The following is a 12,254-nucleotide window of genomic DNA, read 5'->3' on the forward strand; positions in this document are numbered from 1 at the left end:
GTTTGGGTTGACGGATGCCGCGTGTCAAGTCAGACTGACACCATGGAATCGTTCGACCTGGACCACGTGTACACAACAGACCCGGCCACCGGGCTGCACGCCGTCGGCGCGCTGCACCGTCTTGCCGAGCGTGTGGAGGCCGTGCATGTTGCCGAAGCGCGCCGCGCAGGCTGGTCGTGGGAGCAGATCGGCGATGTGCTCGGCGTCACGCGGCAGTCGGTGCACGCAAAATACGGAAAGCGAGACAACAATGTTTGAGAGATTCGCTCACACGGCACGGGCCGCTGTCGAGGACGCGCGCTGTGAGGCCGGACGTCGCGGTGATCGACGGATCGGATCCGATCACCTGTTGCTTGCTCTCCTGCACGACGACTCGCTGGCCGAGATCGTGGGCGTCGATGTCGCAGCCGCGCACGAGGCCGCCGATCAACTCGATCGCACCGCACTCGCCGCGATCGGGCTCACGCTCGGTGAATTCCGGCCCAGCGGGAGCACGGCATTCGGCAAACCCGTGTCGCGGATGACCTCCGGTGCTAAAGCGGTGCTGCAGAAATCCCTGGCCAACGCGGCGGCCGAAAAGGCGCGGGCGATCACGGCACGGCACATGATGCTTGCCGTGCTCGACAGTCATGAACCCGATCCGGCCGCGACTCTGCTCGCCGCACTCCCGATCGATCGATCGGCAGTGAGAGAGCGCCTGGCCGCGACCGCGTAGCGGCGTGGCGGCCAGGCGCCGCTGCTACTCGTTGCGCATGGCTCCATCGGCAGCGCGCACGACGAACAGGTTCGGGGTGCCGAAGCCTGCTGCGGCGAAGGCGGCGAGCACGGCGTCCTTCACGGTGGGGATGAGTTCGCTCGGCGTCAGCGCAATCGCCGCTCCACCGAAGCCGCCGCCGGTCATCCGGGCGCCGATGGCCCCCGTGGACCTGGCTGTCTCCACGGCGAGGTCAAGCTCGGCGACGGAGATCTCGAAGTCATCCCGCATCGACACGTGTGAGGCGTCGAGCAGCGCGCCGATGGCGGTTGGCCCCTGTTCGCGGAGTGTGCGCACGGTGTCGAGCACGCGCTGGTTCTCGGTGACAACGTGGCGCACCCGGCGGAAGGTCTCGTCGTCGAGCAGCTCTGCCGCCCGGTCGAGGTCGGCCACGCTGACGTCGCGGAGGGAGTCTGCGCCGAGCGCGGCAGCGCCCCGCTCGCAGGAGGCCCTGCGCGATGCGTAGCCGCCGGTGGCGTGCGAGTGGCTGACCCGCGTGTCGATGATCAGCAGCTCGAGGCCTGCTTCGTCGAAGCCGAGGGGGATGACCTCGGAGTCGAGGCTGCGGCAGTCAAGGAAGACACCGGCATCCGCTTCACCGAGCAACGACGCCGACTGGTCCATGATGCCCGTCGGGGCGCCGACCGCGCGGTTCTCGGCGAGCTGGCCCACCTTGGCCAGGGTGCGGCGGTCGAAGTCCAGGCCCCAGACCTCGTTGAGGGCAACGGCAACCGCGCTCTCGATGGCGGCCGACGACGACAGGCCGGCCCCGATCGGCACGTCAGAGTCGATGTAGATCTCGAAACCGGTCACCTGCGCCAGGTCGGCACCGAATTCGCCGAGCGCCCAGGCGACGCCGAGCGGGTAAGCCGACCAGTCGTGCAGGTTCTCGGGTGCCAGGTCGTCGAGTGAGATCTCGACGACGGCCTCAGAGAACGAGCTGGCGATGCGAATCAAGCGGTCGGCGCGCTGGGCGAGGGCGACAACGGTGCGCCGATCGATGGCGAACGGGAAGACGAAGCCGTCGTTGTAGTCGGTGTGCTCACCAATCAGGTTCACGCGACCTGGCGCTGACCAGATGCCGTCCGGCTGGCGGGAGTATGCGCTCTCGAAGCCGGCGCGAACTGCTGTCTCGAGTGTCTGGGTGCTCATTTATGAATCCTTTCCTGCGGCACGAGCCACAGCATCCCGAATCGAGGCGGCGGCCTGCTCGGGGGCGACGTCGCCGATCCAGGCGCCCATGGCTGCCTCTGATCCGGCGAGGAACTTGAGTTTGTCTGCAGCACGACGAGGGCTCGTCACCTGCAGCATGAGACGGATGTCGTCACGATGCGTGGCGACGGGGGCCTGGTGCCAGGCGGCGATGTACGGCGTTGGGGTGTCGTACAGCTCGTCGATGCCGCGCAACAGCTGGCGGTACAGCACGGCGAGCTCGTCACGTTCGGCGAGCGAGGTGGCGGCGAAGTCGGGCACGTGGCGGTGCGGCAGCATGTGCACCTCGATGGGCCAGCGGGCGGCGAACGGCACAAAGGCTGTCCAGTGCTCTCCACGCAGGATGACACGGTCACCGGCCTGCTCGCTCGCCAGGATGTCGGCGAACAGCGTGGGGCCGTACTGCTCGACCGATTCGATCACGCGCTGTGTGCGCGGGGTCACGTACGGGTAGGAGTAGATCTGGCCGTGCGGGTGGTGCAGGGTGACGCCGATGGCCTCTCCGCGGTTCTCAAACGGGAACACCTGCTGGATGCCTGGCATCTGCGAGAGCGCGTGGGTGCGTTCTGCCCATGCCTCGATCACGGTGCGCGCGCGGGTGGTCGACAGGCTGGCGAATGAGCCCTCTGTGGCGGGGCTGAAGCACACGACTTCGCAGCGCCCGACGGAGGTGCGCGTGCGGCCAAGGCCGATCGTGCTGAGGTCGTCGAGGTCGGCTGGGGCGTTGTCGTCGTCAAGGAGTGGGCCGAACGACGGCGACTTGTTCTCGAAGACCGCTACGTCGTAGTTGCTCGGAATCTCTGACGGGTTCTCCGGCGTCGACGGCGCAAGCGGGTCGAGGTGCGCAGGGGGCAGGAAGACGCGGTTCTGCCGGGCGGCGGCGATGGAGATCCACTCGCCGGTGAGAGCATCCTGTCGCATGGTCGCGGTGGCTGGACGCGGCGCCAGATCACGCTCGTCAGGGGCCCTGTCTGGGGCCAGCGTGGTGTCCGGGTCGTCGAAATAGATCAGCTCGCGGCCGTCGGCGAGCGTATGCCGCTGTCGTTTGATGCCGTCATCGCTGACAAAAGTGGTGGGTGTGGTGGTGTCCATAACAGTGCCCAGAATAGCCGATTTGCGTAATCGAAATGTATGCTTTCGAGCACGCAAGTAAAGCGAAGAAAGCGTAGGTCTGGCGATCATGGCGGAAGAACAATGACCGCGGAGAATAGCGAGCGAGAACCCGTGCCCGCCGCGGTGCGCCGAGAGCAGATCCAGCGCCTCATCGACGAACGTGGCTTTGTGCGGGTCAGCGAACTGCGCGAGACGTTCGGGGTGTCCGGCGTCACCGCACGCGCCGATCTCGATGCGCTTGTCGCCGCCGGGCAGATCAGCCGTGTGCACGGCGGGGCGATGCCGACGCGGGCCATGGGGCGGGGACGCACCGACCGCGAGCCGTCGTTCGAGGAGTCGCTCGAATCATCCGTCATCCCCAAGCAGCAGATCGGCACGCTCGCAGCGTCGCTGGTGCAGAGCGGCCAGAGCATCATCCTTGATGTCGGCTCGACAGCCCTGGCGATTGCGCGTGCGCTCGTCGCGCGCACCGATCTCTCCGAGGTCGTGATCATCACGAACGGTCTCAGTATCGCGCTCGAGCTGGAGCAGGCCATACCGCGCTTCACCGTGATCGTCACTGGCGGCTCGCTGCGCCCGCTGCAGCACTCGCTCGTCGAGCCGCTGGCCTCCACCATCCTCAGCAGCGTGCACGCCGACCTCGCCTTCATCGGCTGCAACGGTGTTGACGCGGTGGCTGGGGTCACCAACATCAACCTGCCTGAGGCGGGCGTCAAAGCGCTCATGTTGCGCGCAGCTGCCAGGGCGATCGTCGTGGCCGACGCCTCGAAGCTCGGCCAGGCCCATCTCGGTACCATCGGTGCGCTGGCGGCATTCGACACGCTCATCACGGATGCCACGGCGTCGGCCGATCTCCTGGCCCCACTCGAAGATGCCGGGCTCCGCGTGCTGCAATCGCAATAGGCTGAAAGTATGCGCGCACCAACTGGCATCCAACATCACCTCGTGGCCGCCGGGCCGCACGGAACGTCGACGGCGACAATCACGGAAGTGGCGGCCGGGCTCCGGTCATATGCCGTCAACGGCATCGACCTGGTCGAGACGTTCCCTGAAGAGTCAACGCCACCGATGGCGGCCGGCATCGTCCTCGCTCCCTGGCCCAATCGCATCCGTGACGGGAAGTGGACGCACGAGGGTGTTACCCGGCAGCTGGCCATCACAGAGCCGGTGAAATACAACGCCAGCCATGGGCTGCTGCGGTTTGCGCCATACAGAGAAGTGGCGCACACCGAGAACTCTGTGACGCTGGCCGCGACGATCTTCCCGCAGTCCGGCTACCCGTTCCACCTCGACACCACGGTCACGTACACGCTCACCGCCGAGGGTCTCGATGTTGAGTATGCGGTGCGAAACGTCGGGGCGGATGCCGCGCCCTATGCCATCGGCGCCCATCCGTACTTCCAGATAGGCGGCGTGCCGACCAATGAACTGACGCTGACGAGCAGTGCGGCGACGCGGATCCTGGTCGACGAGCGCAGCAACCCGATCGGCACGGAACCCGTGGCCGGCACACCATTCGACCTGCGGGCCGGCCGACTCGTCGGTGAGCTCGACCTTGACTCCGGGTTCGGTGATGTCGCCGTCATTGACGGCCGCGTCGAGTACACCCTCAGCGCGCCAGACGGGCGCAGTCTCACCGTGTGGGGCGACGAGAACATGCGATACGTCCAGATGTACACCCCGCGCAACTTCCCGACCTTCGGAGACGCCCCCGCCGTGCACCAGGCCGTGGCCATCGAACCCATGACGGCCCCGGCCAACGCGTTCAACTCGGGGGAGGGCGTGCACTGGCTCGAGCCCGACGCGCACTGGAGCGTGCGCTGGGGCATCCGTCACCACGGTTTTGGTGGCGACGCGTGATGAGCGCACCGGCCACGACGCTCAGCCCCGCCGACCAGGAGCGTCTGTATGCCCTGAACAGCATGAAGCGCCTGGCGACCGCGCTGCTGCTCGTCATGGCCGTGATTTTTGCCGTGTCGTTTGCCCTCGAAGACCGCTATCCATGGCTGGAGTACGTGCGGGCCGCCGCGGAGGGTGGCATGGTTGGTGCCATCGCAGACTGGTTCGCTGTCACGGCGCTATTCAGGTACCCGCTTGGCCTTCGGATTCCGCACACCAACATCATCGCGAGTCGCAAGGACGAGATCGGGGCGTCCCTCGGTGAGTTCGTCGAGACAAATTTCCTCTCGAGCGACGTCGTGCGCGGGAAGCTCGAATCGATCGGCATTTCGAAGCGGGCCGGCGTCTGGCTGAGCCAGCCTGCGAACGCGCAGCGCATCTCTGACCAGCTTGCGGTCGCCGGTACCGGCGTGCTCGATGTGCTGGCCGACGATGACATCAAGGACCTCATCGAAACCATCGCCCGCTCGCACCTGATCGAGCCGGAGTGGGGCCCGGCCATCGGGCGGGTGGGGGAGCGGCTGGTCGACTCCGGCCAGCAGCACGCGGGCGTTGACCTGCTACTGGAGAAGGCCGAAGGCTGGCTGGTCACGCATCCGGAGGCCTTCGGGCGTGCCGTGTCGGCCAGGCTACCCAGCTGGATGCCTGGCTTCGTAGACAAGCTCGTCGACGACAGGGCCTTCAAAGAGGTGCTTGCGTTCGTGCAGAATGTGCGGGCTGACCAGTCGCATCCGCTGCGTGCGGCCATCGACCGTTATCTGGCCGATCTCGCCCGCGACCTGCAGTACGACCGCACCACGATCGAGCGGGCAGAGGCGCTGAAGACCGGCCTGCTCGACAGCCCGCGTCTGCGTGAGTTCGCCAGTGAGGCCTGGGAGTCCGTGAAGGCGTCGCTGCGTGAGGGGCTGGCCGATCCGTCGAGTGCGTTGCGCGGCGGCATCCGCTCGACGTTGATGGATGTCGGGGTCAAACTCTCGACGGATGCCGCGCTCGGCGCACGCATCGACCGCTGGATCGCGGATTCGGTGAGCTACGCGGTGCAGCAGTACCGGCATGAGCTGGCCGGCGTGATCACCGAGACCGTTGAACGCTGGGATGCGAAGGAGACGACAGAGAAGATCGAGCTGATGGTGGGCAAGGACCTGCAGTTCATCCGTCTGAACGGCACGATCGTCGGTTCGCTGGCTGGGCTGGCGATCTTCACCATCGCGCAGGCAATCGCTGCGCTCCTCGCCTGACCGTTTCCCGCCCCAGACAGCACAAAGCCCCCGACGAATCGGGGGCTTTAGCGGTGGGCCCCGTCGGGCTCGAACCGACGACCCAAGGATTAAAAGTCCTTTGCTCTACCAACTGAGCTAGAGGCCCGCGGTTAATAATCTAGCGTGGATCTTATGGCTGACGAATTCCACAAGCCCACCAAGTTCTCTGGGAGCAAGTTTGAGAGCCTCAAAGGTGGCGAAGATCCCGCACACATCAGCAGGATCGCCCACGAAACCGCGCACGCGCTGCTGGCGCGCGTGAGGGACGATCCCGACCCCGACATAGTCACTCGTCTGGTCGAATACACCGACGTTCACGGCATCGACGCAGTCGCCGAACTCTGGTCGAGCGCCACTCCCCGCAGCCTGCCAGGCGCGCTCTGGCGCATCTACCTGGTGCGGGTGTTGATCCGGCAAGACCCCGACGGCGTCGCATACCTGTTCCAGCGCGGCACGGAAGTGGTTCCGAGCATCGACCCGCTCGTGGCTGGGGCCTCTGCGCCCACTGGTCCAGCCGAGATCATGGTTCTCGCCGACCAGATCCTGCGCGGACTCTTCACCGGCGACTTCGCCGTTGCGCTCGACCGCGCGGCTGCCTTCTGCCGGGTGACGGCCACCGGATGCACCAGCGTCGCCGACGACCTCGAGCTCACCGAGCCGGAGCGTTCCACCGAACTGACCACGCGCGCTCTGCGCTTCTCAACGACGGCCCAGGAATTTGCCTCCTGCGCGCGGCTCTGGCGCAGCAATTCGCTCGACTAGCAGCAGCAACTCGCTCGATTAGCAGGGAACGCGCCCGGCGTGCCACGTGCCGCTCAGAGCGAACAGTCAGCAGCGCCGCGCAGCCTGCTTTACACTGGTATCTGGTCGGGCCGCAGTAACCCCGGGCTCCAATATTCGCCGCTTTGAGCGGCCTCGCGCCGAGAGGCGTTCTGCGGCCTGGCCTTAATCTTCCTGGCGATAGGATCTGGTCATGCCTCTGCCGTACACGCTGCTGATCGATCCCGTTGCCGCCGATGACGCCCGCACCGACTTCGCCGACACCTTCCACGAGGTCGACTCGTCAGAACCGGCACTTCGCGTCGCTGAACTCAGCACGCAGCGCGGCGACGGCATCTTCGAGACGCTCAGCGTCGTCGACTCGCACCCGCAGGAGGTCGAGCCGCACATTGCGCGCCTCAGCAACTCCGCACGCATTTGCGAGCTGCCGATGCCCAACGAGAACCAGTGGCGCGCTGCGATCGATTATGCGGTGAGCCAGCTGCCAGCCGAAGGACAGTTCTCGCTGAAGTTCGTGCTCAGCCGCGGCGTGGAGGCCGGACCTGCTCCCACCGCGTGGCTGCACGCCACGGCCACCCCCGATTTCGCCGCTGTGCGCGAGAACGGCATCCGGGTGGTGACGCTGGACCGCGGCTACCCCCGCGGCGTCGCAGAGCGCGCTCCATGGCTGCTGATGGGCGCTAAGACGCTTAGCTACGCCGTGAATATGGCCGCGCTCCGTGAGGCGCACCGCCGAGGCGCAGACGACACCATCTTCCTCACCACAGACGGCTACGTGATGGAGGGGCCGACGTCAAGCGTCATCCTGCGCACCAAGGGCGTCTACGTGACCCCGGCGCCGAGCGGCGCCATCCTGCACGGCACCACGCAGCAGGCTGTTTTCGAATACCTCGAGTCGCAGGGGCAGACCACCGAGTACCGCGACGTCACCGTCGACGAACTCCGCTCAGCGGATGCCGCCTGGCTCGTCTCCAGCGTGCGTCTCGCCGTCGCAATCACGGCTCTCGACAATGAACCGTTCCCGGTGGACTTCCCGCTCACCCACGCGATCAACGCGTACCTGCTGGCACGCACGGCATAGCCGCCGCTGCGTGCCAGCAGGTGCCTGCACTTTAGCCGAAGCGGCCAGACACGTAGTCTTCCGTCGCCTGCACGCTCGGGTTCGAGAAGATCGTCGTGGTGTCGTCGTACTCGATGAGCTTCCCAGGCTTGCCGGTGCCCGCAATGTTGAAGAATGCGGTGCGGTCTGACACGCGTGATGCCTGCTGCATGTTGTGCGTCACGATCACGATCGTGTACTCGGCCTTCATCTCCTCGATGAGGTCTTCGATGGCCAGCGTCGAGATCGGGTCGAGGGCAGAGCATGGCTCGTCCATCAGGATCACGTCTGGCTGCACCGCGATCGCGCGGGCGATGCAGAGTCGCTGCTGCTGGCCACCGGAGAGGCCTGAGCCCGGACGGTCGAGGCGGTCCTTGACCTCGTTCCAGAGGTTCGCGCCGCGCAGGGCCTTCTCTGTGAGCGCGTCGCCGTCGCTCTTGGACATCCGGCGGTTGTTGAGCTTCACACCGGCCAGCACGTTGTCCTGAATCGACATGGTGGGGAACGGGTTCGGGCGCTGGAAGACCATGCCAACCTGGCGGCGCACGAGCACGGGGTCGACGCCAGGCCCGTAAAGGTTGTTGCCGTCGATGAGCACTTCACCATCGACGCGCGCGCCTGGAATCACTTCGTGCATGCGGTTCAGCGTGCGCAGGAATGTCGACTTGCCGCATCCGCTCGGGCCGATGAAGGCAGTGACGGTACGGGGCTCAATCGTCAGCGAGACGCCTTCGACGGCTAAGAAGTTGGTGTAGTAGACGTTGAGGTCGTTGACTTCAATGCGCTTTGACACGGGGATTCCTTTGGGGTTCTGGACGCGTTAGCGGCCGAATTTGGGAGAGAAGATCTTGGCGATGAGGCGGGCGAGCCCGTTGAGCAGCATCACGATGAGAATGAGGGTGAGGGCGCCGGCCCACGCGCGGTCGATATAGGCCTGCGCATTCGCTCCCTGGTTGGCGTACTGGGTGTACACGAAGACGGGAAGGGTCATCATCCGCTCGCTGAACAGGTTGTAGTTCATGCTTGAGGTGAAGCCGGAGATGATCAGCAGCGGGGCGGTCTCGCCAATGACGCGCGCGATCGAGATCATGATGCCCGTCACGATTCCGGCGATGGATGTCGGCAGCACGACCTTCAGAATGGTCAGCCATTTCGGCACACCGAGCGCGAACGCGGCCTCACGCAGCTCGTTCGGCACGAGCTTCAGCATCTCTTCACTTGACCGCACGACGACAGGGATCATCAGCACAGACAGCGCGATGGCACCACCAAAACCGAAGCGGATGCCCGGGTCGTTGAAGAGCAGCGAGAAGAGGGCGAAGGCGAACAGGCCCGCAACGATCGACGGGATGCCCGTCATCACATCGACGAAGAACGTGATGCCACGAGCGAGCCGGCCACGGCCGTATTCGGTGAGGTAGATCGCGGCGAGCAGGCCAATCGGCACCGAGATCAGTGTGGCGACACCGGTGATCATCAGTGTGCCGACGATGGCGTGCAGTGCGCCGCCACCCTCGCCGACGACGTTGCGCTGGGACTCGTTGAAGAAGGTGGGCGTCAGGAACGCCGGCAGGCCGTTCGTCACCGTCGTGTAGATGAGCGAGGCGAGCGGGAGCAGGGCGATCACAAATGCCGAGGTGACCAGGGCTGTGACGAGGCGGTCCTTCGCCTTGCGCGATCCTTCGACGAACAACGACAGCAGGTAGATCGCGAAGCAGTACAGCACGGTGCCGAAGAACAGGGTGCCGACAATGTTGAAGCTGTCCGTTGCACCTGACAGCTGCAGCACGACGAAGACGAGGGCGGTTACGAACCAGCTGCCGAGCAGAACCCAGAGCGATGAGCGCTTGGGGAGCTTGCCGGCGGTCAGCGAGTTAGTCAGTCCGCCGGATGCCGGCGAGGAGGGAGTCGGGGTGGAGGTCATCGTCGTCATCAGTTCGCTCCAGAGAATGCCTTGCGGCGGTTGATGATGTACCGCGCCAGCATGTTCACGGCGAGCGTGATGATGAAGAGGATCAGGCCGGTGGCGAGCAGGATGTTCACGCCGGTGCCGTGCGCTTCAGGGAAGTTGAGGGCGATGTTCGCTGCGATCGTCGTCGGGTTCTGCGAGGTGAGCAGCTGGAAGAGGATCTGCGGGCTGGGGGAGAGCACCATGGCAACGGCCATGGTCTCACCGAGTGCCCGGCCAAGACCGAGCATCGACGCAGAGATGATGCCGGGGCGACCGAACGGCAGCACGGCCATCCTGATCATTTCCCAGCGTGTTGCACCGAGGGCCAGTGCGGCCTCCTCGTGCAGCACAGGCGTCTGCAGGAAGACCTCACGGCAGATCGCGGTGATGATCGGGAGCACCATCACGGCCAGCACGATGGCGACGGTGAGAATGGTGCGGCCGGTACCAGAGACCGGGCCGGCGAAGAGGGGGATCCAACCGAACCACTCGACGAGGGTCGTGTAGAACGGCTGCACGAGCGGGGCGAGAACGCCGATGCCCCAGAGGCCGAAAACGACGGATGGCACAGCAGCCAGCAGGTCGATGATGTACCCGAGGCCCTGTGCCAGTTTGCGCGGGGCGTAGTGCGAGATGAAGAGTGCGATACCGATGGCGATCGGAACGGCGATCAGCAGGGCGAGGAACGCCGACCAGATGGTGCCGAAGGCCAGCGGCAGAACGTACGACCAGAAGTTGGTGAAGTCGCCCTTGAAGTCGTCGGCCGGGGCGACGAAGGCCGGGATGCTCTGCACCATCAGGAACACGGCGACGGCCGCGAGAACGGCGAGGATCAACCCACCCGCGACAACGGTCAGGGTGGAGAAGACCTGATCCCCCGGGCGTTGTTTGGCCTTGGCCGACACGCGTGGCGTGCGCGACCTCTTGTCAACTGCGGTGGTCATGCCTGGCGTCTCCCTGGAGCGTGGGGTGTAGCTGGAGCGTGGAGCCCCGGCCGGGTTTTACGCCCGGCCGGGGCAGGAGGTGCGTTGTTACTTGATTGTCGCGATTACTGCGGCAACCTTGTCCTGCAGTTCAGCGGACAGCGGGGCGGCGCCAGCGGATTCCGCTGCTACAGCCTGGCCGTCAGCGCTGGCCATGTAGCCGACGTACGACTTCACGAGCTCACCCTGTGCGGCATCTGCGTACTCGGTGCAGACGATGGCGTAGCTCACCAGAACGAGCGGGTAGTGCGTCGCGTCCGTGGTGGTGCGGTCAAGCTGGATGGCGAGGTCGCCATCGGCACGGCCTTCGACCATCGGGGAGTCGTTGACGACTGCGGCGGCGGCCTCTGCCGTGTAGCCGACGAACTCGTCGCCTACCTTGATCTTGGCGACACCGAGGTCACCGGCGCGGGAGGCGTCGGCGTAGCCGATGGTGCCAACACCGTTGGTGACGGCGTCAACGACACCGGAGGTGCCCTGTGCACCCTCACCGGTCTGGAACGGGAACGCGTCTGCGGGCTTCTCGGTCCAGACATCCGGTGCAACCTGGTTCAGGTAGTCAGCGAAGTTCTTGGTGGTGCCGGAGTCGTCTGAGCGGTGCACGGCGGTGATCGGCGTGGCCGGCAGGGTTGCCTTGGCGTTCAGCGCGGCGATGGCCGGGTCGTTCCAAGTGGTGATGTCGCCCTTGAAGATCTTGGCGAGGGTCGCTGCGTCGAGGTTCAGCTCGTCGACGCCGTCGACGTTGAAGATCACGGCGATCGGGGAGATGTAGACGGGAAGGTCGACCGCGGTGGTGCCTGGAACACAGCTGGCGAATTCCCCTGCCAGTTCCTCGTCCTTCAGGAACGAGTCAGAGCCGGCGAAGGCCGAGCCGCCAGCGGCGAAGGTCTCGCGGCCGGCGCCGGAGCCCGACGGGTCGTAGTTGATCGTGACGCCGGAGTTGGCGGACTGGAATGCAGCGGTCCACGCCTCCTGGGCTGAGCCCTGCGATGAGGCGCCGGCGGCGTTGATGGTGCCAGAAAGCGTGCTTTCGGGGGCGGCGGAGTCAGTGCTCGTTGCCCCTTCGTTTGCTGCACATGAGGACAGTGCAAGAGCGGCTGCGACAGCAATGACCGCTGGGCGGCCAAAACGCTTGAAGTTCACGTGATTCCCTTTCGAGGGGTTTGGATGCAGTGGGGGCCGGTGCTGGCCCTCAAGTGACGCT

The 12,254-nt window shown here is 65.6% G+C and carries 13 protein-coding genes and 1 tRNA gene; 7 read left to right on the forward strand and 7 right to left on the reverse strand.

Features of this window, described 5'->3' with window-relative positions; genetic code table 11:
• Nucleotides 1–21: 21 nt before the first annotated feature.
• Nucleotides 22–258 (forward strand): helix-turn-helix domain-containing protein, encoded by a 237-nt coding sequence (locus AC25Y4_RS12335; RefSeq protein ID WP_488120712.1) that lies wholly within the window; start codon nucleotides 22–24, stop codon nucleotides 256–258.
• Nucleotides 251–715: a Clp protease N-terminal domain-containing protein gene (locus tag AC25Y4_RS12340; protein ID WP_488120713.1), complete on the forward strand. Its 465-nt coding sequence runs from the start codon at nucleotides 251–253 to the stop codon at nucleotides 713–715. Before AC25Y4_RS12335 ends, AC25Y4_RS12340 begins: the two co-directional genes overlap by 8 nt.
• A 24-nt stretch (nucleotides 716–739) precedes the next feature.
• Here the strand turns inward: AC25Y4_RS12340 and galK are convergent, their stop codons facing one another.
• Together galK and galT are read right to left on the reverse strand one after the other, a co-directional pair.
• A complete protein-coding gene (gene galK, locus AC25Y4_RS12345; RefSeq protein WP_488120714.1) occupies nucleotides 740–1,906 on the reverse strand; it encodes a galactokinase in 1,167 nt (388 codons plus the stop codon).
• Complete coding sequence (galT, locus tag AC25Y4_RS12350) at nucleotides 1,907–3,058, reverse strand: galactose-1-phosphate uridylyltransferase (RefSeq protein ID WP_488120715.1); 1,152 nt, start codon at nucleotides 3,056–3,058, stop codon at nucleotides 1,907–1,909.
• Nucleotides 3,059–3,160: 102 nt separating this feature from the next.
• Between galT and AC25Y4_RS12355 the strand changes: the two genes are divergently transcribed.
• From AC25Y4_RS12355 to AC25Y4_RS12365, 3 genes are read left to right on the forward strand one after another with little or no spacing between them, the layout of a single operon-like run.
• A complete protein-coding gene (locus AC25Y4_RS12355; RefSeq protein WP_488120716.1) occupies nucleotides 3,161–3,982 on the forward strand; it encodes a DeoR/GlpR family DNA-binding transcription regulator in 822 nt (273 codons plus the stop codon).
• Between the two features lie 9 nt (nucleotides 3,983–3,991).
• Nucleotides 3,992–4,939 (forward strand): aldose 1-epimerase family protein, encoded by a 948-nt coding sequence (locus tag AC25Y4_RS12360; protein WP_488120717.1) that lies wholly within the window; start codon nucleotides 3,992–3,994, stop codon nucleotides 4,937–4,939.
• The gene (locus AC25Y4_RS12365) at nucleotides 4,939–6,216 is read left to right on the forward strand and encodes a DUF445 domain-containing protein (RefSeq protein WP_488120718.1); all 1,278 of its coding nucleotides are present in this window, start codon (nucleotides 4,939–4,941) and stop codon (nucleotides 6,214–6,216) included. Before AC25Y4_RS12360 ends, AC25Y4_RS12365 begins: the two co-directional genes overlap by 1 nt.
• Nucleotides 6,217–6,270: 54 nt before the next feature.
• On the opposite strand, the gene AC25Y4_RS12370 is transcribed toward AC25Y4_RS12365, so the two are convergent.
• Nucleotides 6,271–6,343, reverse strand: a tRNA-Lys gene (locus AC25Y4_RS12370).
• A 26-nt stretch (nucleotides 6,344–6,369) separates the two neighbouring features.
• Between AC25Y4_RS12370 and AC25Y4_RS12375 the strand changes: the two genes are divergently transcribed.
• Together AC25Y4_RS12375 and AC25Y4_RS12380 are read left to right on the forward strand one after the other, a co-directional pair.
• Nucleotides 6,370–6,999 (forward strand): DNA-directed RNA polymerase subunit beta, encoded by a 630-nt coding sequence (locus tag AC25Y4_RS12375; protein ID WP_488120719.1) that lies wholly within the window; start codon nucleotides 6,370–6,372, stop codon nucleotides 6,997–6,999.
• A gap of 211 nt (nucleotides 7,000–7,210) precedes the next feature.
• Complete coding sequence (locus AC25Y4_RS12380) at nucleotides 7,211–8,098, forward strand: aminodeoxychorismate lyase (RefSeq protein WP_488120720.1); 888 nt, start codon at nucleotides 7,211–7,213, stop codon at nucleotides 8,096–8,098.
• Between the two features lie 31 nt (nucleotides 8,099–8,129).
• Here the strand turns inward: AC25Y4_RS12380 and pstB are convergent, their stop codons facing one another.
• The 4 genes from pstB to pstS form a co-directional block, all read right to left on the reverse strand.
• Nucleotides 8,130–8,909: a phosphate ABC transporter ATP-binding protein PstB gene (pstB, locus tag AC25Y4_RS12385; protein ID WP_488120721.1), complete on the reverse strand. Its 780-nt coding sequence runs from the start codon at nucleotides 8,907–8,909 to the stop codon at nucleotides 8,130–8,132.
• Between the two features lie 27 nt (nucleotides 8,910–8,936).
• Entirely contained in the window at nucleotides 8,937–10,049 is a 1,113-nt protein-coding gene (pstA, locus tag AC25Y4_RS12390) for a phosphate ABC transporter permease PstA (protein WP_488120722.1), read from the reverse strand.
• Nucleotides 10,049–11,011: a phosphate ABC transporter permease subunit PstC gene (pstC, locus tag AC25Y4_RS12395; protein ID WP_488120723.1), complete on the reverse strand. Its 963-nt coding sequence runs from the start codon at nucleotides 11,009–11,011 to the stop codon at nucleotides 10,049–10,051. Before pstC ends, pstA begins: the two co-directional genes overlap by 1 nt.
• A gap of 87 nt (nucleotides 11,012–11,098) precedes the next feature.
• A complete protein-coding gene (pstS, locus tag AC25Y4_RS12400; protein WP_488120724.1) occupies nucleotides 11,099–12,193 on the reverse strand; it encodes a phosphate ABC transporter substrate-binding protein PstS in 1,095 nt (364 codons plus the stop codon).
• Nucleotides 12,194–12,254: the final 61 nt, after the last annotated feature.

This window comes from Leifsonia sp. Y878 (assembly GCF_057669685.1).